Annotated in this window: 26 protein-coding genes and 1 tRNA gene; 20 read left to right on the top strand and 7 right to left on the bottom strand. The window is 48.4% G+C overall.

Translation table 11 applies throughout. From position 1 onward, the window contains the following. The first annotated feature begins 77 nt into the window (after nucleotides 1-77). The 8 genes from AACT35_RS07935 (at nucleotide 78) to hypD (ending at nucleotide 7,597) form a co-directional block, all read left to right on the top strand. On the top strand, nucleotides 78-1,502 hold the full coding sequence (locus tag AACT35_RS07935) for a Ni/Fe hydrogenase subunit alpha (RefSeq protein ID WP_099240377.1): 1,425 nt from the start codon (nucleotides 78-80) through the stop codon (nucleotides 1,500-1,502). Next, entirely contained in the window at nucleotides 1,502-1,933 is a 432-nt protein-coding gene (locus AACT35_RS07930; protein WP_099240374.1) for a hydrogenase maturation protease, read from the top strand. The genes AACT35_RS07935 and AACT35_RS07930 overlap by 1 nt, the downstream gene beginning before the upstream one ends. Before the next feature lie 88 nt (nucleotides 1,934-2,021). Then, complete coding sequence (locus tag AACT35_RS07925; protein ID WP_030006021.1) at nucleotides 2,022-2,660, top strand: Uma2 family endonuclease; 639 nt, start codon at nucleotides 2,022-2,024, stop codon at nucleotides 2,658-2,660. 5 nt (nucleotides 2,661-2,665) lie between these two features. Continuing rightward, nucleotides 2,666-3,007 (top strand): hydrogenase maturation nickel metallochaperone HypA, encoded by a 342-nt coding sequence (gene hypA, locus AACT35_RS07920; protein WP_099240371.1) that lies wholly within the window; start codon nucleotides 2,666-2,668, stop codon nucleotides 3,005-3,007. Between the two features lie 3 nt (nucleotides 3,008-3,010). Next, complete coding sequence (hypB, locus tag AACT35_RS07915) at nucleotides 3,011-3,832, top strand: hydrogenase nickel incorporation protein HypB (RefSeq protein ID WP_099240368.1); 822 nt, start codon at nucleotides 3,011-3,013, stop codon at nucleotides 3,830-3,832. A 7-nt stretch (nucleotides 3,833-3,839) separates the two neighbouring features. Continuing rightward, nucleotides 3,840-6,134: a carbamoyltransferase HypF gene (hypF, locus tag AACT35_RS07910; protein ID WP_099240366.1), complete on the top strand. Its 2,295-nt coding sequence runs from the start codon at nucleotides 3,840-3,842 to the stop codon at nucleotides 6,132-6,134. A gap of 132 nt (nucleotides 6,135-6,266) precedes the next feature. Further along, nucleotides 6,267-6,515 carry a HypC/HybG/HupF family hydrogenase formation chaperone gene (locus tag AACT35_RS07905; RefSeq protein WP_099240364.1) on the top strand — a complete coding sequence of 83 codons (249 nt, stop codon included), beginning with the start codon at nucleotides 6,267-6,269 and terminating at the stop codon, nucleotides 6,513-6,515. Continuing rightward, the gene (gene hypD, locus AACT35_RS07900; protein WP_099240362.1) at nucleotides 6,512-7,597 is read left to right on the top strand and encodes a hydrogenase formation protein HypD; all 1,086 of its coding nucleotides are present in this window, start codon (nucleotides 6,512-6,514) and stop codon (nucleotides 7,595-7,597) included. Before AACT35_RS07905 ends, hypD begins: the two co-directional genes overlap by 4 nt. Nucleotides 7,598-7,633: 36 nt before the next feature. Here the strand turns inward: hypD and AACT35_RS07895 are convergent, their stop codons facing one another. Both AACT35_RS07895 and AACT35_RS07890 read right to left on the bottom strand, forming a co-directional pair. After that, entirely contained in the window at nucleotides 7,634-8,026 is a 393-nt protein-coding gene (locus tag AACT35_RS07895; RefSeq protein ID WP_012305844.1) for a hypothetical protein, read from the bottom strand. A 15-nt stretch (nucleotides 8,027-8,041) separates the two neighbouring features. Further along, entirely contained in the window at nucleotides 8,042-8,389 is a 348-nt protein-coding gene (locus tag AACT35_RS07890) for a YtxH domain-containing protein (RefSeq protein ID WP_012305845.1), read from the bottom strand. Nucleotides 8,390-8,455: 66 nt separating this feature from the next. Here AACT35_RS07890 and dtd point away from each other — a divergent pair, with 66 nt between their 5' ends. The 5 genes from dtd (at nucleotide 8,456) to AACT35_RS07865 (ending at nucleotide 16,315) form a co-directional block, all read left to right on the top strand. Further along, complete coding sequence (gene dtd / locus AACT35_RS07885; protein ID WP_099240360.1) at nucleotides 8,456-8,911, top strand: D-aminoacyl-tRNA deacylase; 456 nt, start codon at nucleotides 8,456-8,458, stop codon at nucleotides 8,909-8,911. Nucleotides 8,912-9,213: 302 nt separating this feature from the next. Then, complete coding sequence (locus tag AACT35_RS07880) at nucleotides 9,214-10,182, top strand: protochlorophyllide reductase (RefSeq protein WP_012305847.1); 969 nt, start codon at nucleotides 9,214-9,216, stop codon at nucleotides 10,180-10,182. Between the two features lie 235 nt (nucleotides 10,183-10,417). Continuing rightward, nucleotides 10,418-11,521 (top strand): calcium/proton exchanger, encoded by a 1,104-nt coding sequence (gene cax / locus AACT35_RS07875; protein WP_099240358.1) that lies wholly within the window; start codon nucleotides 10,418-10,420, stop codon nucleotides 11,519-11,521. A gap of 211 nt (nucleotides 11,522-11,732) precedes the next feature. Continuing rightward, complete coding sequence (gene ctpC / locus AACT35_RS07870) at nucleotides 11,733-13,055, top strand: carboxyl-terminal processing protease CtpC (RefSeq protein WP_012305850.1); 1,323 nt, start codon at nucleotides 11,733-11,735, stop codon at nucleotides 13,053-13,055. 209 nt (nucleotides 13,056-13,264) lie between these two features. Next, on the top strand, nucleotides 13,265-16,315 hold the full coding sequence (locus AACT35_RS07865) for a plasmid replication protein, CyRepA1 family (RefSeq protein WP_099240356.1): 3,051 nt from the start codon (nucleotides 13,265-13,267) through the stop codon (nucleotides 16,313-16,315). 78 nt (nucleotides 16,316-16,393) lie between these two features. On the opposite strand, the gene msrA is transcribed toward AACT35_RS07865, so the two are convergent. Next, nucleotides 16,394-17,053 (bottom strand): peptide-methionine (S)-S-oxide reductase MsrA, encoded by a 660-nt coding sequence (gene msrA / locus AACT35_RS07860; RefSeq protein WP_099240354.1) that lies wholly within the window; start codon nucleotides 17,051-17,053, stop codon nucleotides 16,394-16,396. Between the two features lie 154 nt (nucleotides 17,054-17,207). Here msrA and AACT35_RS07855 point away from each other — a divergent pair, with 154 nt between their 5' ends. The 7 genes from AACT35_RS07855 (at nucleotide 17,208) to AACT35_RS07825 (ending at nucleotide 24,834) form a co-directional block, all read left to right on the top strand. After that, the gene (locus AACT35_RS07855) at nucleotides 17,208-18,194 is read left to right on the top strand and encodes an SDR family oxidoreductase (RefSeq protein WP_062431858.1); all 987 of its coding nucleotides are present in this window, start codon (nucleotides 17,208-17,210) and stop codon (nucleotides 18,192-18,194) included. 172 nt (nucleotides 18,195-18,366) lie between these two features. Next, nucleotides 18,367-19,308, top strand: a complete 942-nt coding sequence (locus AACT35_RS07850; protein ID WP_012305854.1) for an NAD(+) kinase — start codon at nucleotides 18,367-18,369, stop codon at nucleotides 19,306-19,308. 142 nt (nucleotides 19,309-19,450) lie between these two features. Further along, on the top strand, nucleotides 19,451-20,176 hold the full coding sequence (nblR, locus tag AACT35_RS07845; RefSeq protein ID WP_012305855.1) for a response regulator transcription factor NblR: 726 nt from the start codon (nucleotides 19,451-19,453) through the stop codon (nucleotides 20,174-20,176). Nucleotides 20,177-20,232: 56 nt separating this feature from the next. Beyond that, on the top strand, nucleotides 20,233-20,769 hold the full coding sequence (locus tag AACT35_RS07840) for a DUF192 domain-containing protein (RefSeq protein WP_065709927.1): 537 nt from the start codon (nucleotides 20,233-20,235) through the stop codon (nucleotides 20,767-20,769). Between the two features lie 47 nt (nucleotides 20,770-20,816). Beyond that, entirely contained in the window at nucleotides 20,817-21,548 is a 732-nt protein-coding gene (gene radC / locus AACT35_RS07835) for a RadC family protein (RefSeq protein WP_030006034.1), read from the top strand. A gap of 404 nt (nucleotides 21,549-21,952) precedes the next feature. Next, nucleotides 21,953-23,371, top strand: a complete 1,419-nt coding sequence (gnd, locus tag AACT35_RS07830) for a decarboxylating NADP(+)-dependent phosphogluconate dehydrogenase (protein WP_012305858.1) — start codon at nucleotides 21,953-21,955, stop codon at nucleotides 23,369-23,371. Between the two features lie 146 nt (nucleotides 23,372-23,517). Next, a complete protein-coding gene (locus tag AACT35_RS07825) occupies nucleotides 23,518-24,834 on the top strand; it encodes a TldD/PmbA family protein (protein WP_099240352.1) in 1,317 nt (438 codons plus the stop codon). Nucleotides 24,835-24,864: 30 nt separating this feature from the next. Here AACT35_RS07825 and AACT35_RS07820 read toward each other — a convergent pair. The 4 genes from AACT35_RS07820 to AACT35_RS07805 all read right to left on the bottom strand — a co-directional run bounded on the left by AACT35_RS07820 (nucleotide 24,865) and on the right by AACT35_RS07805 (nucleotide 26,662). Next, nucleotides 24,865-24,946 (bottom strand) — tRNA-Leu (locus AACT35_RS07820). Beyond that, entirely contained in the window at nucleotides 24,925-25,791 is an 867-nt protein-coding gene (locus AACT35_RS07815) for a M48 family metallopeptidase (protein ID WP_173867255.1), read from the bottom strand. Before AACT35_RS07815 ends, AACT35_RS07820 begins: the two co-directional genes overlap by 22 nt. Before the next feature lie 24 nt (nucleotides 25,792-25,815). Continuing rightward, entirely contained in the window at nucleotides 25,816-26,247 is a 432-nt protein-coding gene (locus AACT35_RS07810) for a tetratricopeptide repeat protein (protein ID WP_232321429.1), read from the bottom strand. A 61-nt stretch (nucleotides 26,248-26,308) separates the two neighbouring features. Then, nucleotides 26,309-26,662, bottom strand: coding sequence for a HesB/IscA family protein (locus AACT35_RS07805; RefSeq protein ID WP_030006037.1), 354 nt, complete (start codon nucleotides 26,660-26,662; stop codon nucleotides 26,309-26,311). Between the last annotated feature and the right edge of the window lie 30 nt (nucleotides 26,663-26,692).

Here is a 26,692-nt window from a genome sequence, read left to right as displayed (position 1 = left end):
CATAATTCGTTAAAATAAAAACTATTTTAATCAACACATTTTTAGCGTTCGTTTGAAAAATCATCTAGGAGTAAAAAATGTCTAAAACAATCATTATTGATCCCGTGACGCGCATCGAGGGACATGCCAAAATTTCCATTTATCTAGATGATCAAGGGGAAGTCAATGAAGCCCGTTTTCATGTCGGGGAATTTCGGGGGTTTGAGAAATTTTGTGAAGGTCGTCCTTTCTGGGAAATGCCCGCCTTAACTTCCCGAATCTGTGGCATTTGTCCCGTCAGTCACCTAATTGCATCCTCAAAAACAGGGGATCAATTATTAGCTGTAAAAATTCCTGCAGCGGCAGAAAAATTACGGCGAATGATTAATCTTGCCCAGATTACCCAATCCCATGCCCTCAGTTTTTTCCACCTCAGTAGTCCTGATTTAATCTTTGGTTGGGACGGCGATCCAAAGACGAGAAATGTATTTGGTTTAATTGCCGCTGATCCTGATTTAGCACGGGGTGGAATTCGTCTAAGAAAATTTGGACAGGACATTATTAAAATCCTTGGGAGCCAAAAAGTTCACCCCGCCTGGTCAATCCCCGGTGGTGTGCGATCGCCGTTAACAAAAGAAGGACAAACTTATATTAAAGAGGGTTTACCGGAAGCAAAAAATACCGTTAAAAATGCCCTGAGTTTATTTAAAAAAATTCTTGACTCCCATCAGGAAGAAGTGGCAGTTTTCGGCAATTTTCCGAGTCTTTATCTGGGTTTAATAGGCGAGTCCGGCGCATGGGAACATTATGGCGGCATTTTGCGGATGATCGATAGCCACGGCAATATTGTGGGCGATCGCCTTGATCCGAACAATTACCGTGAATTTCTTGGGGAAAAATTACAGGAAGATTCCTACTTAAAATCCCCCTATTACAAACTTTTTGGCGAAACGGGTGTTTACCGCGTCGGGCCTTTAGCACGGCTAAATATTTGTGAACATTTTGGCACAGAAGCCGCCGATCAAGAACTGATTGAATATCGACAACGGCACGGCAGAATTGTGCAGGCTTCCTTTGTTTATCACCATGCCAGACTGATTGAAATATTAGGTTCCCTCGAAAGAATTGAGCGGATGATTGATGATCCTGATTTATTTTCTAATCGTTTACAAGCAGAGGCGGGGGTCAATCAAACCGAAGCTGTTGGTGTGAGTGAAGCACCACGAGGAACCCTATTTCACCATTATCAAGTGGATGAAAATGGACTGCTTAAAAAGATAAATTTAGTGATTGCGACAGGACAAAATAACTTTGCCATTAACCGCACTGTCACCCAAATTGCCAAACATTATATTCACGGTGAAACTGTTGCAGAAGGCATTTTAAATCGGGTGGAAGCTGGGGTTAGAAATTATGATCCTTGTTTAAGTTGTTCAACTCATGCCGTCGGACAAATGCCGATGATTTTACAATTAATTTCCCCCGATGGTTCTCTTGTTAAAGAAATTCGTCGTGACAGTTAATGAAACAGACTCTAATTATTGGTTATGGTAATACCTTACGTTCTGACGACGGGGCAGGACAAAAGGTTGCGGAAGCTTTTTTTAATCAGGAAAATATAAAGGCGATCGCCACCCATCAACTCACCCCTGAATTAGTGGAAGATTTGGTACAAGTGGAGCAGGTTTATTTTATCGATGCGGCTCCCGTTGAGACCTTAACGATTAAACCTATTCAACGGAGAGATAATGAACACAATTTTGGACATTTTGTTGACCCCAAAAGCCTTTTGAATTTAGCCCAAGAAATCTATCATTATGCGCCCGATGCTTACTTAGTTTTAATCCCTGCTCAAGATTTCAAACTGGGAGAAAACTATTCTGAAATAACCAAAAATGCCATTCAAAAAGCAATTCAACTTTTGCAAAAGCGACTTACACCATGCATGAAGTAGCCATTATGACAGAAACCGTGGCGATCGCCTTTTTTCCGTGATTCAATTTTTTAATGTCATAATAGATTAAAAGCTCAAACCAAACGTTATGTTATTAGAACTCAAACGTGTTCAAGTTCCCCCTGGTCAGCATATTATCTTACGGGATATTACTTGGCAGGAATTCGAGCAAATTTTGACAGACTTAGGCGAACATCGTGCGGCTCGGATCGCATATAAAGATCAATTTTTAGAGATTATGACTCCATTAGCCGAACATGAAGATAATAAAGAAATTGTTAGTGATTTAATCAAAGTATTACTGGAAGAACTCAACATAGAATTTCGTTGCTTAGGCTCTACCACATTTAGAAAAGAAACATCCCAAGGACTAGAACCCGATCAATGTTTTTACATTAAGAATGAAGCAAAAATACGGGGCAAAAGTCGCATTGATTTAAGCATTGATCCTCCACCTGATCTTGCCCTTGAAATTGACATTACATCTCGCACCTATCCTGATATTTATGCAGCATTAGGCGTTCCTGAACTGTGGCGATTTGAGCGAAATACTTTACAAATTAATGTTTTAATTGATGGTCATTATCAAAGCATTAGTGATAGTCAAATTTTTGCGGGTTGGAATCTAATTCAAGTCATACCTCAATTTTTGGCAGATAGTAAAGTTGAAGGACGCACCACTATTCTACGAAAATTCCGTCGATGGGTGCAACAGCAGAGGTCATAATTGTTATGCATGAAGTCGCAATCATGACAGAGACCGTGGCGATCGCCTGTGCCTCAGCCGAGCAAAAAAACGCTGCAAAAATTGTAGGTTTGACAATGCGGATTGGGGTAATGAGTGGGGTGGTGCCAGAAGCCCTGAGTTTTGCCTTTGAGGCGGTGGCAGGCGGAACCCTTGCCGAACAGGCTCAACTAATTATTGAAACAGTTCCTGTGACCTGTTATTGTGCCCAATGCGATCGCCCCTTTACACCCTCTGATTTATTTTATGAATGTCCGTTATGTAGTAGTTTAAGTCAACATATTTTAAGTGGTAAAGAAGTCGAATTAAAATCCTTAGAGGTGATTTAAATTATGTGTGGAAATTGCGGTTGTAACGCTGTTGAAAAACCTGTGGAAATTCATACCCACGCCCATGATCATTCCCACGGGCATCATGACCATCATCACCCCCACGACCATGAACATCACCATCACTATGATCACAATGGGAACCATAGCCATGCCATTGATATTAATCAATCCATTTTTGCGAAAAATGATCGTCTAGCTGAGCGTAATCGTGGCTATTTTTTGGCGAAAGATTTATTTGTTATTAATGTCGTTTCGAGTCCCGGATCAGGGAAAACGGCATTATTAGAATGCACCATTGAGCAATTAAAAAATAAACTGAATTCAGCCGTCATCGTGGGCGATTTAGAAACGGATAACGATGCCCAACGGCTACGAAAAAATAATATTTCGGTTGCCCAAATTACTACAGGAACTCTTTGTCACCTTGATGCGGCAATGGTCTTAAATGCCGCCCGAAAACTTGCCCTTGATGGTGTTCATTTATTAATCATTGAAAATGTAGGCAATTTAGTTTGTCCCGCTGCCTATGACCTTGGTGAACATAAAAGGATTGTCTTACTGTCTACGACAGAAGGGGAGGATAAACCATTAAAATACCCGACAATGTTTAAGTCTGCTGATGTTGTCATTATTAATAAAATTGATATTGCTGAAGTGGTGGGTTTTGACCGTAATTTGGCATTAGAAAATATCAAAAAAATGTGTCCCCAAGCAGAAGTTTTTGAACTATCGGCGCGCACAGGGGAGGGCATGGATAACTGGTCAAACTATCTTCAAAGCCAGTATCAAATGATTGTTGGGCAACCTGTATTAATTCCTTGAATTTCTTGTGAAACGACGGTTAAGGTTAGAGATTCAAGGCACAGTGCAGGGGGTTGGTTTTCGTCCCTTTGTTTACCAATTAGCGACAGCACTCAATTTATTTGGTTGGGTGAATAACTCGGCTGCGGGGGTCACTATTGAAGTAGAAGGTGGGCGATCGCTTTTAAATTTATTTCTCGAAAAACTGCAAACAGAGTTGCCCCCCCATGCCAAAATTGATGCTTTAAAATATCAATATTTGGAGCCTATTGGGTTTAAAAAGTTTGAAATTCATGCCAGTCAAACTGGGGAAAAAATAGCGATTATTTTGTCCGATTTGGCTACCTGTTCTGAATGCATTGCAGAAATTTTTGCCCCCCAAAATCGCCGTTATCAATATCCTTTTACGAACTGCACCCATTGCGGCCCCCGCTATAGCATTATTGAAACCCTGCCCTACGATCGCCCCCTAACGTCAATGGCAGATTTTCCGATGTGTGCCGACTGTCAACGGGAATACGAAGACCCCGGCGATCGCCGTTTCCATGCCCAACCCAACGCCTGCCCAATTTGTGGCCCTAAACTTGAATTTTTGAGTCATTGCCAAGGGCAAGAAAATACAAATCAATCACCTTTAGAGGCAGCAATTCAATATATTCGTGATGGAAAAATTGTCGCCCTAAAAGGCTTAGGCGGATTTCAGTTATTAGTCGATGCCAGAAATAACAAAGCAGTACAACAATTGCGAGATCGGAAACAACGTCCTGATAAACCCTTTGCAGTGATGTATCCTGATTTGCCGTCCATTAAAAATGATTGTTTTCTGCCACAATTAGAAGAAGAATTTTTGACTTCCCAAGCCAGTCCGATTGTTTTATTACAGAAGAAAAAAGAATTTAATCTTGCTGAAAATGTTGCGCCGCACAATCCGAATTTAGGAGTAATGTTGCCCTATACTCCGCTACACCATTTGTTATTAAAAGGCCTGAATTTTCCAGTCATTGCAACCAGTGGTAACCGCAGTGATGAACCCATTTGCATTGAGGAAACTGAAGCGCTAGAGAGGCTCAAAAATATTGCCGATGGCTTTTTAATTCATAATCGCCGAATTTTGCGTCCGGTGGATGATTCAGTGGTGCAAGTGATGAACAATACGCCTATAATTTTGCGGCGATCGCGGGGCTATGCGCCAGAGCCACTCACCTTAAAACGAACGCTCTCGAAAAGTGTTTTGGCAATGGGGGCACATCTAAAAAATACGGTGGCGATCGCCCAAAAAAATCATATTTTTCTAAGTCAGCATATTGGTGATCTATCCAATCAATTAACACTACAATCGATGGAAAAAACATTGCAGAAATTAAGTCAAATTTATGACTTTCAACCTGATATTATTGCCTGTGATTTACATCCTGATTACCTCTCTACACAATACGCTAAAAATCTCGCGCAGAAACTGAATATTTCTTTGATTTCAGTGCAGCACCACCATGCCCATATATATGCTTGTATGGCGGAACATCAGCTTGAATCGCCGCTGTTAGGGGTGGCTTGGGATGGGACGGGATATGGCGAAGATGGCACAATTTGGGGCGGTGAGTTTTTCTGGGTGACAAAACAGGGTTGTGAAAAAATTGCCCACTTTAAACCGTTTCCGTTACCGGGGGGAGATCAAGCGAGTCGAGAACCCCGCCGTAGTGCTTTAGGTTTGTTGTCTCAATTTTATGATTTACAGGTATTGAAAAAGTTAAATTTACCCACAATTCAGGCTTTTTCTGCAACAGAATTGGAATTGCTTTTATTAATCTTTAAAAAAGACATTAATACGCCATTCACTTCTGGTGTTGGACGCTTATTTGATGGGGTTGCCTCTCTGCTTGATTTAAGGCAAAGGGAAAGTTTTGAAGGACAGGCAGCGATGGCTTTAGAATTTTCAATTGATGGTTTACAAATACCAGATTTTTATCAGTTTCAATACACAAAAAATGATTCAATATTAGAGATTGATAGTCATGGTTTATTTCAGGGTATTATTCAGGATTTACAAAATGACTTGCCTGAAAATTTTATTGCGGCAAAATTTCACAATACCTTGGTAGAAATTATTTTTGATATTTATCTGCATACCCTTAAGCTTGGTTTTAATTCTCGAAAAAATATTGTCTTAACGGGGGGCTGTTTTCAAAATAAATATTTATTAGAGAAAACGATCCAAAAGTTGGAATCTAGCGGGGCAAATGTCTATTACCCACAGAAATTTCCGCCCAATGATGGGGCGATCGCCTTGGGGCAGATTATGGTGGTTGCTGGACAAGCGATCTGATTTTTACTGTTGGAAAATCATCCAGAAGAGCCTCAACAAAAAGCTTAATAAAAAAACTTAAAACTAATAACATCAAGGCGAAAAATTCGTTAGGATAAACAGTAGCCAATCCAATCAAAATATTGCGAAAATATGTGCCTTGCTGTGCCGGGAAAAATTTTAGAAATTACAGGGGATGACCCCCTTTTTAAAATGGGTCGCGTTAGTTTTAGCGGTGTGGTGCGGGAGGTGAGCCTCGCCTATGTGCCGGAAGCCCAAGTAGGGGATTATGCAGTGGTTCACGCGGGGTTTGCCCTGAGTGTTTTGGATGAAGTGGCGGCAACAGAAACCCTTGCCACTTTGGCGGAAATGGAGTCCTTTGCGGGGGGGGATAGTGAATGAAATTTGTTGATGAATTTCGCGATCCCGCAGCGGTTCAGAAATATGTGCAGGCGATCGCCGCCCTTGTGACCCGTCCGTGGACAATCATGGAGATCTGCGGCGGACAAACCCACAGCATCGTTAAATACGGCATCGATCAACTGTTGCCCCCCGAAATTACCTTGATTCATGGCCCCGGTTGTCCGGTCTGTGTTACTCCCGCTGAACTTATTGATCAGGCGATCGCCTTGGCTCAGTTGCCTGAGGTGGTGTTGTGTTCCTTTGGTGATATGTTGCGCGTGCCGGGGACAAGGCTCGATTTACTCTCAGTGAAGGCGCAGGGGGCAGCCGTAAAAATGGTTTATTCCCCCCTCGATGCCCTAAAACTGGCGCAGGAAAATCCCGATAAAGAGGTCATTTTTTTTGCGGTGGGCTTTGAAACGACCGCACCGACGACGGCGATGGCAGTCTACCAAGCCGCCAAATTAGGACTAACCAATTTTTCCCTCTTGGTCGCCCATGTGTTAGTGCCGCCGGCGATGGAAGTGATTTTGTCCGCCCCGGATCGAACCATTCAGGGTTTTTTGCTCGCGGGTCACGTCTGCACGGTGATGGGTTATCAACCATACGAGGCGATCGCCAAAAATTACCAAATTCCCCTAATCGTGACGGGGTTTGAACCCTTGGATATTGTGCAGGGGATTTATCTCTGTGTGAAACAGTTGGAGGAAGGGCGATCGCATATCGAAAATCAATACCGTCGCGTCGTCCAAGCCGCAGGGAATGCCACGGCCCAGCAATTAGTGACCGAAATTTTTGCAACTGTGCCCCGCACTTGGCGTGGCATCGGTGAAATTCCCCAGAGTGGTCTCGGTTTGCGCGAAAAATATGCCGCCTTTGATGCCTCTCGCAAATTTAAGCTAGATTTGACGCATTTCCAGTCCCAAACATCTTCTTCTTGTATCAGTGGCGAAATTCTGCAAGGTCGAAAAAAACCCAAGCAATGTCCCGCCTTTGGCACAACCTGCACCCCAGAACGTCCCCTTGGTGCGCCGATGGTTTCCTCCGAGGGAGCCTGTGCTGCCTATTACCGTTACGGCTAAATTTCCCTTGGCGATGACATCAGAGAATAAGGAAAATTAACGACGTCGCCTGGATTTTTTGCGGGGCGATCGCCAAAACGTTTGCCAAGCCGTCTGGAATCCCGTCCAAGTGCTACGTCCCCCCCGTTGCACCTGTTGAATTTGTCGTTGGGTGTGCTTCAGTCCTTTTTCTGTCTGCTGGAGAATCCCCCGGGCACTTTTAAAACTAGCTTCGAGTTCATCGGTTAATTCCGTAATATCTCCCCCCGTACGCCGGAGGGCATCGAGGGTGCGCGGCAGTTCTCGGTTGAGGGTATCGAGGAGTTTTTCTGCGCTACGGGCCGCCCGTCCCAGTTCCAAAAAGGCCGGGAAAGCAGCGGCGAGGACAGCAGTGAGGCTGAGGGCAACGAGCAAAAAAGACAGGAGTAGCCAAAAAAGGGGATCTTGCACTGTAAATGAAACGGTTTAATTTTGGGACGGGTCAATCTCTTGGACAGGAAGGAGTTCCTCTTCTTCGGCATCGAGGCGTTGGGCTTCGGTTTGGCTCGCTTCAATCCCAGCGGCGATCGCCTCCTGTAACCGCTGCAGCGTATCTTCCCAATTGCGACGGGCCGTTTCCGAGAGTTGATCGGCGTGGAGTTGTAGACTATCCGAGAGATCCTCCGCCAGTTCTGGCAACGCTTCGAGGGATTTTTTGAGAATTTTTCGGGTATCTTTACCAGAGCGCGGTGCGAATAATAAACCGGCGATCGCCCCCACAGCGCCCCCAATGAGCACACCGCCCACAAAGGCCCCACCATTTCGCTCAGCCATACTGAAGTTCTCCCATTACACAAATCGCCTCCATTGTAGTATTCAACCCGGCTTCTACTAAAACCGATGAAAATTGTTCTCCAACGGGTGCAACAATCCCACGTCAACGTCAATCAGCACATTGTCGGCCAAATCAACCAAGGCTTAACGCTCCTCGTCGGCATTTCCCCCACCGACACCGACGCCGAATTACAGTGGCTCGCCCGCAAATGCCTTGATCTGCGCCTCTTTCCGGATCCTGAGGGTAATCCCTGGCAAGCCTCGATCCAAGATATTCAAGGGGAAATCCTTGTGGTTAGTCAATTTACCCTCTATGGCGACTGTCGTAAGGGCCGACGACCATCCTTTAGTGGTTCTGCCAAACCAGATCAAGCCGAACAGATTTACGAAAAATTTGTGGCTTTCTTGCGCCAAAGTGGGCTGAAGATCGAAACCGGACAATTTGGCGCCATGATGCAGGTGGAAATTAGCAACGATGGCCCCGTGACCCTCCTTCTAGAGCGCGAAGCTAAACCCGCCTGAATTGGCCCTAAATTTCAGTAAAGTTTTCCCCCAGGTTTTTACGAGAAATATGGCTTTGTAAAGCAGTGGGCAATATTGAGATACAAATATTAAAAGTTGGGCGATCGCCGTTTCAGTTCCCCCACGCAAAAGGCGATCGCCCCATGGCATAAGCCTTTGCCCAATTCAGCCCTCCCGTACTGCTTGCCCAATTCCCAGGACAAATTCCCCCCGACGAATTCCCCTGAAATTAAGGGAAAAGAACGATAGTAAGATTTTCAACAAGCAGTTAACGTGATGAATTTCCGCCAAAGCATAGAATCATGACAGATCAACAAAAAACAGCGATCATTACTGGTGCCTCGTCCGGGGTCGGACTCTATGGGGCTAAAGCCCTCGCCGATAAAGGCTGGCATGTGGTCATGGCCTGCCGCAACCTCGAAAAAACCGAGCGAGTCGCCAAAGAAGTTGGTATCCCCGAAGCCAGTCGGACGATCATGCACCTTGATCTCGCTGATTTCGATAGCGTCCGTAAATTCGTCGCCGATTTTCGGGCAACGGGTAAAACCCTAAACTCCCTAGTTTGTAATGCGGCGGTTTATCTGCCCCTCGCCAAGGAACCCCAACGCAACAAAGACGGTTATGAACTTTGCGTTGCCACCAACCATTTGGGTCATTTCCTGCTCTGCAATCTGATGTTGGAAGACCTCAAAAATTCCCCCGCTGCAGACAAACGCCTTGTGATTCTCGGCACTGTCACCGCGAACCCGAAAGAAGTAGGTGGTAAAATTCCCATTCCTGCGCCCCCCGACCTTGGGGATCTCCAGGGAATGGCCGCTGGCTTTAAGCCCCCTGTTGCCATGATCGACGGCAAAATCTTTAAACCCGGTAAAGCTTACAAAGACAGCAAACTCTGCAATATTCTCACCATGCGGGAACTCCACAACCGCTATCACAAAGACACCGGGATTATCTTCAATTCCTTCTATCCGGGTTGCGTTGCCGAAACGGGCCTCTTTAGAAATCACTATGGTCTATTTCGGAAGATCTTCCCTTGGTTCCAAAAAAATATCACCGGGGGTTATGTCACTGAAGAAGTGGCCGGAGAACGTCTCGCTAAAGTTGTTGCGGATTCTGGCTTCGATGTATCTGGTGTTTACTGGAGTTGGGGAAACCGCCAACAGCAAGGACGGGAAGCCTTTATGCAAGAAGTTTCTGATGAAGCTCTCGATGACAACAAAGCAGATGTCCTTTGGGATCTCAGCGCCAAGTTAGTGGGGATGCCGGCCTAATTTCTATCCTGATTCCTATTCCTTAAGAGAGTAATTTAATTGTTAACATCTCCCATCAAGGGAGATTTTTTTTCTCACGAAATATTCTCCATTGCCTATATTTTTAGGGTTTAAAGTCGCGTATTAGGGCAAGTATCAAGGGTCGAGGCGATCGCCTTGGGGAATCTCTGCCGAAAGGGGCGCGGATTCTTGGTTTCGCGTCTATATTGGACACTAGCGCAACCCTTACGTCTCTATGCTAAACAAAAACAATCTTTTCCTGGCCCTGCTCGTTTTTATCCCAATTTCCTTGGCTGGCCACTTCCTTGAATGGAGTCCCGTGACTGTGTTCTGCACAGCGGCGATCGCCATTGTGCCCCTCGCCGCTTTCATGGGAGAAGCCACCGAAGAAATTGCCGTTGTCGTCGGCCCCAACCTCGGTGGTCTGCTCAATGCCACCTTTGGTAATGCTACCGAATTAATTTTGGCTTTTATCGCCCTCAAGTCCGGCCTAGTCGATGTCGTCAAGGCCACGATCACCGGATCAATCATTAGTAACCTGCTCCTGGTGATGGGTTTTGCAATGCTCCTGGGTGGCCTCAAGTTCAAAGAACAAGACTTTCAGCCCACCGCTGCCCGCCTTAATGCTTCGTCCATGAACTTGGCGGTAATTGCGATCTTAATTCCCACCGCCGTAGAGTACACCTCCGCTGGTATCGGCCAAGCAACTCTTCAAAATCTTTCCGTTGCCGTAGCCATTGTGCTCATTTTGGTCTATGGCCTCACTTTATTGTTCTCGATGAAAACCCACTCCTATCTATATGATGTGGGGGTCGCAGAAATCGAAGAAGAAGGGGAAACAGAAGAAGAAGCTAAGGCAAAAGTTAACCTTTGGCTCTGGGTTGGAGTCCTACTGATTGTTACCCTCGCCGTTGCCATTGAGTCGGAACTCCTAGTCGGTTCCCTCGAAGCAGCCACCGAAAGCCTTGGCCTCAGTCCTCTCTTTACAGGGGTGATCCTCCTGCCCATCATCGGTAATGCCGCAGAACATGCCACCGCTGTTACCGTTGCCCTAAAAAATAAAATGGATCTGTCTGTGTCCGTAGCCGTTGGCTCTAGTTTACAAATTGCCCTCTTCGTCGCCCCAGTCTTAGTGATTGCTGGTTGGGTCATTGGTCAACCGATGGATCTTGACTTTAACCCCTTTGAGCTGGTGGCCGTGGCCGTGGCTGTACTGATTGCCAACTCCATTAGTTCTGACGGCAACTCCAACTGGTTAGAAGGAAGCTTGTTGCTAGCGACCTATACAGTGCTCGGATTGGCCTTTTTCTTCCATCCTGCCGTACCTGGATTGGCCTAGGCCGAGATATTCAACACAATCAAGCTGCTAATTTTTTTGGGCGAACCTTGGTTCGTCTTTATTTTTAGCCACCATAAATAATGCTGATCTAACCGGGAAATCTTCATTGTTCTTCCCGATTTTAAGTTTGCTGCATTAGCATAGGTATAGTGGCTGTCGTGCAAATTATTGATGGGGGCAGTCCCAATTTACTAATTATCTGAAGCCTTCCATGTCAAACTCTAAACCCTTTGTACTCGGTGCAACAGCTCTAGTGTTAACCACTGTGGCGGTTACAGGGGCAGGGCTGCACTACTCTAAAAGTCAAGCCTACCTCAAAGACAGCCCAAAGGAAATTGTGGACGAGGTTTGGTATGTCATCAACAAAGAATACGTTGATGCGACCTTTAACCAAAATGACTGGCGTCAGGTGCGGCAAGAGTTTCTCAGCAAAGACTATGCCAATACGGACGAAGCCTACGATGCAATTCGGGAAATGTTAGATCTCCTGGGAGATCCTTACACCCGGTTTATGCCCCCCCAAGATTTTGAAAATTTACAGGTTGATACGTCCGGTGAGTTGACCGGGGTCGGCATTCAGATCGCCAAAGATAAAGATACAGAAGAGGTGGTCGTGATTGCGCCCATTGAAGAGACGCCAGCCTTTGAAGCGGGCATTATGGCCCAAGATGTGATCGTTGCTGTGGATGAGCAACCCACCGAAGGGATGGAACTCAACGATGTGGTGAATTTGATCCGGGGTCAACGGGGTACGGAGGTCACCCTCACTATTCGCCGAGATGAGCGAGTATTAGAATTTCCCATTGTCCGGGAAGTGATTCAGATTCATCCGGTAAAGGCACGGATTAATGAGAGTCCCATTGGGGATGTGGGCTATATTCGTCTGACTCAATTTAGTGCCCAGGCGACGGCAGAGATGCGCGAGGCGATCGCCGATCTAGAATCCCAAAATGTCGATGGCTACGTTTTAGATCTGCGTTCTAATCCTGGGGGATTGCTCTATGCCAGCATTGACATTGCCCAAATGTGGCTTGATGGTGGTGGGATTGTTTCGACGGTAAACCGTGTCGGGGAAGTGGATCGCCAGGAGGCCAGTGACCGCGCCCTAACAGATAAACCCCTGATCGTTTTAGTGGACGGGGGATCCGCCAGTGCCAGCGAAATCCTTTCCGGCGCGCTCCAGGACAATCAACGGGCGGTACTTGTAGGGACGCAAACCTTCGGTAAGGGCCTAGTCCAATCTGTCCGTCGCCTAGGGGATGATTCTGGGGTTGCCGTGACGGTCGCCAAATATTTGACCCCCTCTGGTCGGGATATCAATAAAGAAGGCATTGCGCCGGACTTTATCGTGGAACTTGATGAAGCTGATCAAGAAACATTGCAAGAAGATCGCACAAAAATTGGTACAATGGCTGACCCGCAATATGCCAAGGCGATCCAACTGCTCGACGAACAACTCCGTACTGGGACGATTGTGATCCCCGAAAAACAGGCCAGCACTGAGCGACCGAGCCGCCCCGCCCAGGATAGCTAAACTCCCAAGTCCTCGGTGTCAGCGATCGCCTTTTAAAATGCCGTTACAAATCTTGTTGCGGTGGCGATCACTCCCCAGATCCCAGGCTCAACTTCCCTGGATTTACGGCCTTAAGATTTGCTTAAGATTTTTTTAAAAATAAAGTTGCGCACCAGATATAGAGTGGAGTATGCTTAGTTACTCTACATCTAGCGTCTGAGGTGCAACCCATGGATCATGTTCAAGAATGGCAGCAAAGCTGTGTTGATCCTGAACTCATCCAACTGAATGTTATTTCCCTAGAGGGCGATCGCCCTTTGGATTATTTGCTATATTCAGAGGCGTTGCCCCGACGAAATGATGGTCGTTTGGGGGACAGTTACCTCCAGCGCTATCAACACACCGAGGCCGGGGGCTGGTGGTGTTCTGGCGTCGATATTTTGACGGGAAAGGCTGACCTTTGGGGCTGTTTCAAACCGGAACAACCCCGTGTCAATCCAGAAAAAGGCAAACCCATCAAGTACGAACACCCTCCGAAAACGAGTACGGGCCTGTTTGCGTTACGCCTGCCGCCCCATGTGTGGGAACGGGTGGCCCGCCGCCATCAACTAGAATTTAGCCAAGACGATTGGGACGATACCCAACCCGATGGGGGATTTTGGCAATGGCTCAAGGAACATCCCCAAATTCCCCTGATTATTACTGAAGGGGCAAAAAAAGCAGGCTCCCTCCTCAGTGCCGGCTACGGGGCGATCGCCCTACCGGGTATTTATGGCGCGATCCGGACACCCAAGGATGAATTTGGCCACCGCATCGGCCAATCTCGACTGATTCCCCAACTGAAAAAACTGATTCACGGGCAGCGCACCATTTACATTGCCTTTGACCAGGACGAAAAACCCACCACCATCCGGGCCGTGCGCAGTGCCATCCGGAAAACAGGTTATTTGCTTAAACAAGCGGGTTGTCCCGTCAAGGTGATCACCTGGAACCGTCGTGCCGGGAAAGGGGTAGATGATCTCATTGCGAACCAAGGTCAAGCCGCCTTTGAAGCTGCCTTCCAAAACGCTCCCAGCCTCGATCTTTGGAAAGCCCAAGACCTTGAACAACTCACCTATCCCCGCCATCAAACCCTCCACCAGCGGTATCTCCCGGAGCAGTTAACAATTCCCCCAGCAGCCAAGTTAATTGCGCTCAAATCTCCTAAAGGAACGGGCAAAACCCGTTGGCTAGAATCAGTTGTTGCGGGGGCGATCGCCCGCCAACAGCCCGTCCTTGTGATTGGGCACCGCATTCGTCTCGTTGAAGAACTCTGTCAGCGGTTTGGCCTCGACTACATCCGTGATCTTCCCCGGGGCAAAGATCGATCCAAGGAACCCAACCTAAAAATTAATGGCTATGGCCTCTGCATTGATTCTCTGCATGGCAAATCCCAGGCCCGTTTCAATCCCCATCACTGGGGCGATGCCCTGATTATTTTTGACGAAGTAGAACAAGTGCTATGGCACGGGTTAAATTCCAGCACCTGTCGCGATAACCGGGTCAATATTCTCCAGAGCCTCAAGCACCTGCTGCAAAATGTCTTTGTCGGCGAGGGTCAAATTTACATCAGTGATGCCGACTTGAGCGATGTTTCCATTGACTATCTCCTGACCCTGGGAGGCCAGAAGCTCCAGCCCTATCTCATTGAAAATACCTGGCAAGCGGATACCACCACCCACTACACCCTCAATCACTATCCCGATGGCACACCGAAACGGCTAGTCAAGGACTTGGTACAACATATCCAAGGGGGCGGGCGGCCTTTTATCTGTCTATCTGCCCAAAAACTCAAGAGCCAATGGAGCACTTCGACCCTCGAAATTTACCTCAAAAATCAGTTTCCTGACCGCAAAATTCTCCGCCTTGATGCGGAATCCCTGGCGGATCCTGAACATCCTGCCTACGGTGCCATGGGCCAAATTAACCAAACCCTCGCCCAGTATGATGTGGTTTTAGCGAGTCCAGCTGTGGAAACGGGGATTAGTCTCGATTTGCAGGGACATTTCACCTCGGTGTGGGCGATCGCCCAGGGGGTACAAACGGTCAATTCCATCTGCCAGGCCCTGAGTCGAGTCCGTGAAAATATTCCGCGTCATCTCTGGGTAGCCAAATATGGCTTTAACACCGTCGGCAATGGGGCCACTTCCATTCCGGCACTACTCACCTCCAGTCAAAGGCTCACCCAAACGAATATCCGTCTGCTGCAACAGTCTGACTTTATCGCCCTTGATGATTTAGACACTGCTTTTCAGGCCGAATCCCTTCTGTGTTGGGCCAAATTTGCGGTGCGGATTAATGCGGGCATGGTGAACTACCGCGAGGCCGTGCTCGCCCATCTTCAGCGGGAAGGACATCAATTGTCAGCAGTGCCAAAACACCGCAAAACGACGGCGACTCAAAGCCAACCCGATAATCAATTGGCTACGGCGATTAATTCCATTCGCGATACCAACTACCAAGCAGAATGTTTGGCGATCGCCCAGGCAACCCCCTTGAGTACCAAAGACTACCAACGCCTGAAAAAGAAACTCCTGAAAAGCCCCTCTGAACGACAACAACTCCGCAAATACGAACTCCAGAAACGCTACAATCTCCCCGTCACCGCTTCCCTAGTGGCCAAAGATGACGACCACTGGTACCAAAAGCTGCGGCGTCACTATTTCCTGACCCTGGGTCGCCCTTACCTGGCGGATCGAGATGCCCTCATCGCCACTCACCTGATGCAACAGGGCGGCGGACAAATTTTCCAGCCTGATTTTAACCACTCCCAAATGGGGGCAATCATCGGCACCATGGAAATTTTGGGGATCACCACCCTCCTCGCCCAGACAAATCGACCGCTCCACAACCTCGACCCAGAGATGCAAAGACTGGCGGCGATCGCCTTAGAAAATCGAGACGCCATCAAGACCACCGTTGGCATTGGCCTCGCGAAAAATTCTACCCCGATCATGATTCTGCGTCGCTTCCTCGAACTACTCGGCCTTGAACTGAAATACCTCAAGATCACCACCATCCAGAAAAAACGCACCCGTATTTACCAAATCAGTCAGCCCCAGGATCAACGCCAAACGGTCTTCCAACATTGGCTACAAACCGACCAAAATTGCCCAGGCACCTCCGCTTTCTGGCAAGAAGACTGCCAAAAATACCTGGCTAAGCTTCAGGAAACTCGGCACCAAACGGAATCAAACTATGTCCAACTGACGTTTGAGTTACCGACCCCAGAGGCGTCCTAAATCTGCGGTGAAAAATAAAAAAAAGGGGCTATTTTACCCAAGCCCCTGATGTTCAAAAATTATGCGATCCGAAGGTCACTAGGATTTAGCTTCGAGACCCACGGGACAGCCGACCCCTGTACCACCGAGGCCACAGTAGCCCCCTGGATTTTTCGCGAGATACTGCTGATGGTATTCTTCCGCGTAATAAAATTCCGGTGCCTCCAAAATTTCCGTCGTGATCGCGCCATAACCCTCGGCCTTTAAAGCATCTTGGTAAGCTCCTAGTGACGCCTGGGCCAACTGTTTCTGGGCCTCGGAGTAGGTGTAAATACCAGAACGGTACTGGGTGCCCACATCGTTACCTTGGCGCATCCCTTGGGTGGGATTATGGCTTTCCCAAAAAACTTTGAGGAGAGTCTCGTAGGACACTTGCTTAGGATCATAGGCAACAAGAACCACTTCATTGTGGCCCGTCATCCCAGAGCAAACTTCCTGATAGGTCGGATTGGGGGTGTGGCCAGCCGCATAGCCCACCGCTGTACTAAAAACGCCGGGGGTTTGCCAAAATTTGCGCTCTGCCCCCCAAAAACAGCCCAGACCAAACATCGCAAGTTCGATCTCTGCGGGGAAGGGGGGAGCAATGGGATTGCCATTGACGAAATGCTGATCGGGGATAGGCATTGTTTGGGTACGACCGGGTAAAGCCTCCTGGGGCGTAGGCATCTGGGTCTTTTTACCGAGCAAACCAAAAAACATAGGACTTAATTTTTAACCATGGTGACTGCCTTGATTGTAGACAAAAAGATCTGGCGGATGGGGCGGCCTTTTTCTCTGCATGGGGGGAGGGGGCGATCGCTTTCTGATAAAATTCTATAGAATCTTAAAAAAACGTTACTTAACCGGAATTTAAATGAATTTACTGGTGGTCGGTGCTACTGGCACATTAGGCAGGCAAGTCGCGCGACGGGCATTGGATGAAGGACATCAAGTCCGTTGTCTCGTCCGGAATCCCCGTAAAGCTTCCTTTCTCAAGGAGTGGGGCGCAGAATTAATCGGCGGAAATTTATGCCAGCCCGAGTCTTTGCTTCCAGCCCTAGAAGGGGTTGATGCTGTCATTGATGCTGCCACGGCCCGGGCAACGGATTCTATTGGTGTTAAGGAAGTTGACTGGGAAGGGCAAGTAAACCTGATCCAAGCCGCCAAGGAAGCTGGGGTTGAGCGATTTATTTTCTTTTCAATTCTTAATGCAGAGCAGCACCGTGATGTGCCTTTGATGGATGCAAAATATTGCGTCGAGGAATATCTCAAGGAAGCGGGCATGAATTATACAATCCTGCGCTTGAGTGGGTTTATGCAGGGGTTGATTGCCCAATACGCGATTCCCATTCTTGAAAATCAAGCGGTTTGGATCACTGGGGAAAGTTCGCCGATCGCCTACATGAATACCCAGGACATTGCGAAGTTTGCGGTGCAGGCGGTGAAAATTCCGGCCACGGAAAAACAAACATTTCCAGTGGTGGGCACCCGGGCTTGGAAAGGGGAAGAAATTATCGCCATTTGTGAGCGTTATTCTGGCCAAACTGCCAGTATCGCCCGACTATCCCTGGGTTTTCTGCGGTTAATGCGCCGGGTCAGCCGCTTTTTCCAATGGGGGCAAAATGCTTCGGATCGCTTGGCTTTTGCAGAAGTAATGGCCACGGGTAAGCCTTTGGACGCGCCGATGGAAGATGTTTACAAAACCTTTGGGCTTGATCCCGCCGAAACAACGACCCTCGAAAGTTATTTACAGGAATACTTCAGCCGCATTATGCAAAAGCTGAAGGAAATTGACTACGAGAAAAATAAGGGCAAAAAGAAAAACGGGAAGAAAAAGCCGAATATTCGGACACCGTTTTAGGGACGTTTTACTACAGTTGTGTTCCCCTGGAGTGAGGCCTGGGGGATGCTGCTGAAGAATTAAAAACTTGACGTTTCATTGGTGGCGATCGCCAACCGTATAGGTATTAAGGGAAACGGTTTGAGTGATACCCTATTGTTTATATCCTTAAGTTTGTAGGACACTTCTACTTGTGCCCAAAGCCGGCATTATCTATAACGACATCAAACCCATTGCCTGCCAAGTCGCTCAGGAATTAGCCAAAACCTTGAGGAATAAAGGGTGGGAAGTGTTTACGGCCACTGGATTTGGCGGTCTACTTGGCTATGCAGAATGTCCGCCAACCCAGGAAACAGGCCACCAACAGCCCGTGTGTCACACCAAAATTGAGCAATTGGTGCCCCCCAACTTCGATGAAAATATGCAGTTTGCCGTGGTTCTGGGGGGAGATGGCACAGTCTTGTCAGCCGCACGCCAGGTTGCCCCAAAGGGAATCCCGCTGCTGACGGTCAATACGGGACACCTCGGATTTTTGACGGAAATGTATCTCCAGCACCTCGATGAGGCGATCGCCCAGCTTTTAGCCGGAGAATACGAAATTGAAGACCGTTCGATGATTACCGTGCAGCTTTTCCGCGACGGGGAACTCCTTTGGGAAGCCCTCAGTCTCAATGAAATGGTGCTCCACCGGGAACCCCTAGCCGGGATGTGCCACTTTGAAATCCAGATTGGTCGCCATGCCCCCGTTGATATTGCCGCCGATGGCATTATGATTTCAACCCCCACCGGCTCCACGGCCTATTCCCTCAGTGCGGGCGGCCCCGTCGTTACCCCCGATGTGCCCGTTTTCCAGCTCGCCCCCATTTGTCCCCATTCCCTCGCGTCCCGGGCCCTCGTCTTTTCGGACACAGAACCGGTGAATATTTTTCCGGCAACGTCCCACCGCTTGGTGATGGTCGTCGATGGTAACGGTGGGGCCTATGTCTTGCCGGAGGATCAAGTCCATTTAGAGCGATCGCCTTACAATGCCCGCTTTGTGCGCCTCCACCGACCTGAATTTTTCCGAATCCTCCGGGAGAAGCTGGGCTGGGGACTCCCCCATGTGGCAAAACCCACATCCCGCAAAGTTCTTTAGGGAAATGGCATCAGAAGCAAAGATTCATGAAAATTTGTCTTTCCCTAAATTGAGCCTTTCTAGAATCAAAAAGATTACCCCTTGAGCTTTTTTATTTAGCCACATTTATTTTTCTTTGTTCGGAAGATTTCGATAGCTTGATATGCCCCAAAGCCAATATGCCGCCGATGGTTTAGCCTATGTTCTCCTCGTTGGGACGGATCAAGAGTTTACACAACGGGCCACCCTAGATCTTGCCGATCTCGGCTATCAAACCATTACCGTTGAAACGGTAGAGCAAGCCCAACAACGCCTCCAACAGTTACCAGCAGGCATGGTAATTGTGGACTATCCCCTCCTGGGACAACGGGGGATCGACTTTTGTCGCAGTCTCCGCAAAGCGCAATTTGTGCGGCCCATTTTATTTCTGGTGACCCAGGATCGCGTTGAGGAAAGGGTGATCTGCCTGGAAGCGGGTGCCGATGATTATGTGCTGCAACCCTACCAACAGGAACGCTTTTTACGACTCCTCGAAATTTATCTCCAGCCCCAAACAGGCCAACGGGAGCAACTTTTTTTTGGGGATTTAATCTTAGATCTCAATACCCGTCAGGTGTGGCGATCGCCAGGCCAAAGTAGCGACTCGCCCCGTCCCATTGAACTAACAGTCAAAGAATTTGAACTGTTGAAATATTTGATGTCCCATCCCCAACAGGTCTTAACACGGGAGCAAATCCTTGAAAATGTCTGGGGCAACGAATTTCAAGGGGAATCTAACGTGATTGAAGTCTATATTCGTTATTTACGCCTTAAAATTGAAGCAAAAGGCCAGAAACGCCTAATTCAAACTGTGCGGGGAGTCGGTTATGTCCTCAAAAAAGATCCCTAGGTTTTAAAATGCCTGGCAACTACTTCCCTTCGATCTCCACCATTTAACTAAGCACCATGTCTTTTACTTCCCGTCTTTGTCTGGCTCTCTGTGGCACCGTCTTGGTTGGGTGTGTCCCATTTCCGGTTGATGATTCTGGCCTCAGTACGCCTCCCAGTGAGACCCCGGTAAGCCAATCCGCCCCCAGACCCCAGGGGCAAATGCTCCCGATTACGGCAACGGCCAAGATCGTGGGATCGGAGCAACGGTTTGGGTTAGAAGTTGCAGAAACCGCAGAACAACAGCGGTTAGGACTGATGTATCGGGAATTTTTACCGGATAATCGGGGGATGTTATTTGAATTTGATCCCGCCCGTCCAGTCAGTTTCTGGATGAAAAATTGCTTGATCAATCTGGATATGATTTTTCTCCGGGAGGGAGTCGTGCAGGCGATCGCCCATGATGTCCCCCCTTGTGAAAATGATCCTTGTCCCACCTATGGGCCGCCAACGACCGTCAATATTGATCAAGTGATTGAAATTCGGGGCGGTTTGGCGAAGGAAATTAATCTGCAAGCAGGCGATCGCATCGAGGTCACCAAGACTAACGAATAATGAAATTCCCATCGTCAAGTTGTGTGCATTGATCTGTTAAGAACTAGATGAACTACAGCCCCCGGATCCAAGATATTCCCGCTAGCGAACGACCGCGCGAACGCCTGGTGGCAGTGGGGGCCAAATATTTATCCAATGCCGAATTAATTGCCATCTTGATCAGCACTGGCGATCGCCACCGCAACCTCTCCGCCGTCGGCCTTGCCCAATTTATTTTGCAAACCTGCAGCCAGGGTAAGCGGGATCCCTTTGATGTGTTGCGCCACACGACCCCCCAGGAACTGACCAGCATCCCCGGAGTGGGCCTTGCCAAAGCTGCCCAGATCCTCGCCGGGATCGAACTTGGCAAACGAATTTTCCAGGCCAAACCCAGCGAAAAAATCATCGTTGATAGTCCCGAAGCAGCGGCGATCGCCCTCAGCAATGATCTCATGTGGCAAGACCAAGAACGCTTTGCCGTCCTCTGCCTCGATGTGAAAAATACCCTAATCGCCACGAGGGTTGTTACCATTGGTTTGGCCACCGAAACCCTAGCCCATCCCAGGGAAATTTTCCGCGAAGTCATCAAACATGGAGCCACCCGCTTGATCATCGCCCACAATCATCCTTCCGGTAATGTCGATCCCAGCCCCGAAGATTTACAACTCACCGAACGCTTACTACAATCTGCCCAAATTCTCGGCATTCCCCTCCTTGATCACCTGATCCTTGGCCGTGATAACTTCGGCAGCCTACGCCAAAAAACAGCCCTCTGGGACTCTTACCCCCAACCAGAATAAGAAATATTTTTCGATAAACTTTTCCAATAAAAATTGCTTCAACTCAAAACAATAATGTATGGAATCTGTCGACTTTATAGGCCTTTTGGTGACATTTATTTCCGTATTTTCTTCCATTGATCTTGGTCGCAACGATAAACTAAAAATTAGAAAAATATGGCCTAAAGCCTTGATAAACCGAGATAATCACCGTTTTAAAAAAGGCAAAACCACCATAGTGAAGTCTTAAATCAACCTTAAACCGTCACGAACTCACAATAATTTGAAGAACTTTTCACAGATCCTTGATCGATATTTAAGAAACACGACAAATAATGACCGAATTCTGAGCAAGATCAGACCCACACGCTAACGTAAAAGAAAAGAAGACCTCACACGCTTAGAAAAACAACTCAACACTCAATATGACTAAACGAACCTTTGGCGTCATCGGCCTCGCGGTAATGGGCGAAAACCTAGCCCTCAACGTTGAACGTAATGGCTTCCCGATTGCCGTGTACAACCGCACCGCCAGCAAAACAGAAGAATTTATGGCGACCCGCGCCGTCGGCAAGGACATCAAAGCCGCCTATAGCCTCGAAGAATTTGTCCAACTCCTCGAACGTCCCCGCAAAATTTTGGTGATGGTTAAAGCCGGGGCTCCCGTTGACTATGTAATCAATGACCTCAAACCGCTTCTAGAAGAAGGCGACATGATCATTGATGGCGGTAATTCCCTCTATGAAGACACTGAACGTCGCACCAAGGATCTCGAAGCCACAGGTTTAGGTTTCGTTGGTATGGGAGTCAGTGGTGGCGAAGAAGGTGCCCTCAACGGCCCTAGTCTGATGCCCGGTGGAACAGAAGCCGCTTATAGGGAGCTCGAACCGATCCTGACAAAAGTTGCCGCCCAGGTCAATGATGGCCCCTGCGTTACCTTTATTGGGCCAGGCGGTGCAGGTCACTACGTCAAAATGGTGCACAATGGCATTGAGTACGGTGATATGCAGCTGATCGCCGAAGCCTACGATCTCTTAGCAAACGCCGCAAAGCTAAACCATACGGAACTCCATGAGGTCTTTACGGAATGGAATCAAACCGATGAGCTCAATTCTTTCTTAATTGAGATTACCGCTGATATTTTTAAAAAAATTGACCCTGAAACCAATCAGCCCCTGGTAGAACTGATCCTCGACAGTGCAGGGCAAAAGGGCACTGGACGCTGGACAGTGGTGAGTTCCCTGGAGTTGGGTGTGCCAATTCCGACGATCTATGCCGCTGTGAATGCAAGGGTGATGTCAGCCTATAAAGATGAACGGAAAGCCGCATCCTTGGAGTTACCCTCACCGGAGCGCGTTTATCGGGGTGATATTAAAACCTTTATTAACCAAGTACGGGATGCGCTTTATTGCTCGAAGATGTGTTCCTATGCCCAAGGGATGGCCCTGCTGGGTAAAGCTTCAGCGGAGTATGGCTACAACCTAGACCTCGGTGAAACGGCGCGGATCTGGAAGGGGGGCTGTATCATTCGGGCGGGCTTCCTCGACAAGATTAAGGCGGCCTATGTGGAAAATCCAAATCTGCCGAATTTGTTACTGGCGCCGGAATTTAAACAGTCAATTATCGATCGCCAAACTGCGTGGCGGACAGTTATTTTGGCGGCAAATGAATTGGGGATTGCAGTACCAGCTTTTAGCGCCTCGTTAGATTATTTTGATAGCTATCGTCGGGCGCGTTTACCCCAAAATCTGACCCAAGCCCAGCGGGATTACTTTGGGGCCCACACCTACGAACGAACCGATAAATCCCGGGGTGAGTTTTTCCATACGGCCTGGGCAGAGTAAGTCTTGTATTGAGCCAACAGATTCAATGAGCGGCTATTCATTTAGATGACCTAAATATTTTCCGCCAAGCATTCTCCCTTCTATCGACTGCGGTGGAAGGGTTTTTATTGTTTTAATAGAAAAAGTTTCAATGGACAGCACTCGACATGGTAGCGACGGCATCGCAATTAATTTCCCAAGCTCAGGCCTTTGACTGGATTGAAAAAATTATTCGGGCGGCGGAATCGGACGGGGTAATGGTGGCGATCGCCGAACGGGAATCTACCCTAGGCCGATTTGGGGAGAACCAAATTCGACAAAATTTGCAGAAAAATCAGTTTGAAATAACAATTACAAGTTCTTTCGGCTCCCGTAGTGCCAGTGTCACCACCGTCGAACAAGACTGGGAGCAGATCCAGGTGGCATTACGGCGGAGTGAAGATTTAGCGAGGCTTGCCCCAGAGGATCCTGAATGGGTACCGCTTTTAGCGAAACAAGTGTACGCAGCGCGGACGGCAAAATTTGATGCCGCAACGTTGCAGCGATCGCCTTTACAGCGGGGGGAATTAATTCAGCAGGTATGCCAGTGGAGCGAGGCAGCCGGGGTAAACGGGTCAGGAATTTTAAGTACCAGTGCTAAGGTGTATGCCCTGGGAAATTCGGTGGGCTTACGGGCAGGCGATCGCCAAACCCAGGCAGAATTTAGTTACACGGCCAAAATTGGTAATGGCTCCAGTTGGCAGAGTCGCACGGCCTGGGGGATTGATGAGTTGCCTATCGAGCAAATGGTACTGACGACCATGGAGCGGGCAAAGCGATCACAAAATCCCCGTCGGGTTGAACCTGGTACTTACCCAGTGGTTCTGGGAGCCGGAGCAGTTGCTAATCTGATCCCCCGTTTAGTTTGGTATATGTCGGCACGGGCTGCCGCCGAGGGACGCAGTTATTTTGCCAAACATCCCCTCGGTGAACAACTTTTTAGCCCATTGGTGAATCTATACCGTGATCCGACCCATCCCCTGTTACAAACCGGAGCTTTTGATAGTCAGGGTTTGCCCTGTAATCCATTGGCGATCGCCACTGAAGGGATTCCGAGAACCCTGAGCTATGACCGTTACTGGGCGCAGCAAACCGGCCAGAAACCCACAGGAAGCCTTTTCCCTCTGGTGATGACGGGCAGTGACCAGACTGTCGCTGATTTAATTGCCCAGACAGAACGGGGAATTTTTATCAATCGTGCTTGGTATGTGCAGGCAGTGAATCCCCAAACCCTCGAATTTACAGGTATGACCCGCGACGGCACTTTTTGGATCGAAAACGGCAAACTCGCTTACCCGATCTGTAATCTACGTTTTAATCAATCTTTGCCCGATTTACTCCGGGATGTGGAGGCGATCGCCACCCCAGAACGCCACGGCAGCACCGTGGTTCCGGCCCTTAAGGTGAAAAATTTTCACTTCAGCAGCGTTACCGACAGTATCTAGAAGCTTAAATACTTCAAAACTATTTTTAGATGGGCAGAGGGGGACTTGAACCCCCATGACCGAAGTCGCCACATTTTGAGTGTGGTGCGTCTACCAATTTCGCCATCCGCCCTTGGATGAACCTTTGTGATTATAAACTGAATCTCTGTTTTGAAGCAAGAGGGAATATTCCTGGGAACTCGCCCACCGCCAGATTTCCTGGGCGCGCACCACCGGCAGGGGATGGGTGAGTTGGGTAGTTTGAGTTTCCTGCAACAGTTGACCCAACTGATTTTGACTCAAATGTTCGTAGGTTTTGGCCTGTTCCATGAAAGCATCCAGGTTCAACAACGGGGCCAAACTCGGCGAGCCTCCCGCTAATTTCATCAGCACCGACATCATAATTTTTGGATCCTGACTCACCAAAAAAGCAGCGCGATCGCAACTCAGTTCCGCACAACGTAACCAGGCCAACATCTGATTTTGCAGAGACTGGGACAGTAGGCTTCCCCACACCGGGAGGGCATTGGTGGCCAGCATCAGCAGATTTGCCAGGGTCAGATAGACGCCATGTTCGCACTTGAGGTGCCCCAGTTCGTGGGCCATAACCGCCTGGAGTTCTGCTTCTGTGAGGATTTCGACCAGGGCCGTGTGGATCACCATAAAGGGTTTTTGGCCCCGCATGGCAAAGGTATAGGCATTGGGCACAGGATTTTGTTGGATGTAGAGATCCGGCGGCGTCAGATCCAGTACTTGGGCGGCTTCCTGGAGGAGGTGATGGAGGTGGGGCAGTTGGCGATCGCCCACCAAAATGCTCGACGCGAGATTATTGAACTGAAAAACCTGCTCTGCCGTTGACCCCAAAAAAGAGCGTACCAACAGATCCAAACCAGGGAGGCGGCGGAGGGCGGCAGTGGCTTCTTGATCTAGGGGATGGCGAAACTGATCTGCGGTTAGGCCGGTAAAATAATGCTTCACGCCAATAATCACCTCTACTGTTGTTTACTCAGACAGCCAGTTTTTCACCTTGGCCAACTCTTTCCAATCCGGTCTCCGCTTGAGGCCATCGTCAATATTTTCAAAAATATCTTGGCGCACCTCTTCACTGAAATCCATCACCTTTTGCACCAGTTCGATGTGTTTGCGTACCCCTTTACCCCCAGTACCAAGGAGCGCGAGGGCGAGATTTACATGGGCTTGGGGATTACGATGGTCAATTTTGACACTGCGTTGGGCGGCGGGGAGGGCGAGGTCTGCTTTCCCCCGGAGTAAATGTAACCAAGCTACACAGCTCCAGGCGGCGGCATTTTTCGGGTCTAGCCGACAGATTTCGATAAATTCTGGCAGCAGGGCATCCGGGGACTCGCCGGCATCGTAACGCTTAAAACCAGCTTCAAACCGTTGTTCGATGGTTAATTCGGTCATAGTTGTCATTCGGGCTCATAAAAAACAGGCACCTTGCCGACCGCATGAGGGGCAAAGACGCGATTTTCTATTAAACCCCAAAAGATTTCCCACAACCACAGGTTTGGTTGGCATTGGGGTTGGTGAACTGGAACCCACCGCCAATCATTGCATTGCTGTAATCCAGGACGAGGCCATAGAGATAAAGCATACTTTTGCGATCGCAGATGATCTTAAAACCGCCTTCGTAGTCAAATACTTCATCATGTTCGCTGACATTGTCGGGGCGATCAAAGTCCATCATGTAGGACATTCCCGAACATCCCCCCTGGCGCACACCCACCCGCAACCAGAGGTCTTGGCCCTGTTGTTCGCGGAGCATCAGGACGTGCTTGAGGGCGGTTTCAGTGAGTTGGATGCCGGGGGCAGTAGTTGTTTGTGTCATGGCTGCTCGATGATTTCCACACAATCTATG

Source organism: Synechococcus sp. BDU 130192 (assembly GCF_963876085.1).
In the GTDB taxonomy this organism is placed as follows: Bacteria; Cyanobacteriota; Cyanobacteriia; order Cyanobacteriales; family MRBY01; genus MRBY01.
The sequence above is the reverse complement of the archived record's forward strand: the minus strand, read 5'-3'. Positions and strand labels throughout refer to the sequence as shown.

What these genes read in the sequence shown, in the direction of transcription:
- AACT35_RS07935 (WP_099240377.1), top strand. Translation starts at nt 78, where the DNA reads ATGTCTAAAACAATCATTATTGATCCCGTGACGCGCATCGAGGGACAT.
- AACT35_RS07930 (WP_099240374.1), top strand. Translation starts at nt 1,502, where the DNA reads ATGAAACAGACTCTAATTATTGGTTATGGTAATACCTTACGTTCTGAC.
- AACT35_RS07925 (WP_030006021.1), top strand. Translation starts at nt 2,022, where the DNA reads ATGTTATTAGAACTCAAACGTGTTCAAGTTCCCCCTGGTCAGCATATT.
- hypA (WP_099240371.1), top strand. Translation starts at nt 2,666, where the DNA reads ATGCATGAAGTCGCAATCATGACAGAGACCGTGGCGATCGCCTGTGCC.
- hypB (WP_099240368.1), top strand. Translation starts at nt 3,011, where the DNA reads ATGTGTGGAAATTGCGGTTGTAACGCTGTTGAAAAACCTGTGGAAATT.
- AACT35_RS07905 (WP_099240364.1), top strand. Translation starts at nt 6,267, where the DNA reads ATGTGCCTTGCTGTGCCGGGAAAAATTTTAGAAATTACAGGGGATGAC.
- hypD (WP_099240362.1), top strand. Translation starts at nt 6,512, where the DNA reads ATGAAATTTGTTGATGAATTTCGCGATCCCGCAGCGGTTCAGAAATAT.
- AACT35_RS07890 (WP_012305845.1), bottom strand. Translation starts at nt 8,389, where the DNA reads ATGGCTGAGCGAAATGGTGGGGCCTTTGTGGGCGGTGTGCTCATTGGG.
- dtd (WP_099240360.1), top strand. Translation starts at nt 8,456, where the DNA reads ATGAAAATTGTTCTCCAACGGGTGCAACAATCCCACGTCAACGTCAAT.
- AACT35_RS07880 (WP_012305847.1), top strand. Translation starts at nt 9,214, where the DNA reads ATGACAGATCAACAAAAAACAGCGATCATTACTGGTGCCTCGTCCGGG.
- cax (WP_099240358.1), top strand. Translation starts at nt 10,418, where the DNA reads ATGCTAAACAAAAACAATCTTTTCCTGGCCCTGCTCGTTTTTATCCCA.
- ctpC (WP_012305850.1), top strand. Translation starts at nt 11,733, where the DNA reads ATGTCAAACTCTAAACCCTTTGTACTCGGTGCAACAGCTCTAGTGTTA.
- AACT35_RS07865 (WP_099240356.1), top strand. Translation starts at nt 13,265, where the DNA reads ATGGATCATGTTCAAGAATGGCAGCAAAGCTGTGTTGATCCTGAACTC.
- msrA (WP_099240354.1), bottom strand. Translation starts at nt 17,053, where the DNA reads ATGTTTTTTGGTTTGCTCGGTAAAAAGACCCAGATGCCTACGCCCCAG.
- AACT35_RS07855 (WP_062431858.1), top strand. Translation starts at nt 17,208, where the DNA reads ATGAATTTACTGGTGGTCGGTGCTACTGGCACATTAGGCAGGCAAGTC.
- nblR (WP_012305855.1), top strand. Translation starts at nt 19,451, where the DNA reads ATGCCCCAAAGCCAATATGCCGCCGATGGTTTAGCCTATGTTCTCCTC.
- AACT35_RS07840 (WP_065709927.1), top strand. Translation starts at nt 20,233, where the DNA reads ATGTCTTTTACTTCCCGTCTTTGTCTGGCTCTCTGTGGCACCGTCTTG.
- radC (WP_030006034.1), top strand. Translation starts at nt 20,817, where the DNA reads ATGAACTACAGCCCCCGGATCCAAGATATTCCCGCTAGCGAACGACCG.
- gnd (WP_012305858.1), top strand. Translation starts at nt 21,953, where the DNA reads ATGACTAAACGAACCTTTGGCGTCATCGGCCTCGCGGTAATGGGCGAA.
- AACT35_RS07825 (WP_099240352.1), top strand. Translation starts at nt 23,518, where the DNA reads ATGGTAGCGACGGCATCGCAATTAATTTCCCAAGCTCAGGCCTTTGAC.
- AACT35_RS07810 (WP_232321429.1), bottom strand. Translation starts at nt 26,247, where the DNA reads ATGACAACTATGACCGAATTAACCATCGAACAACGGTTTGAAGCTGGT.
- AACT35_RS07805 (WP_030006037.1), bottom strand. Translation starts at nt 26,662, where the DNA reads ATGACACAAACAACTACTGCCCCCGGCATCCAACTCACTGAAACCGCC.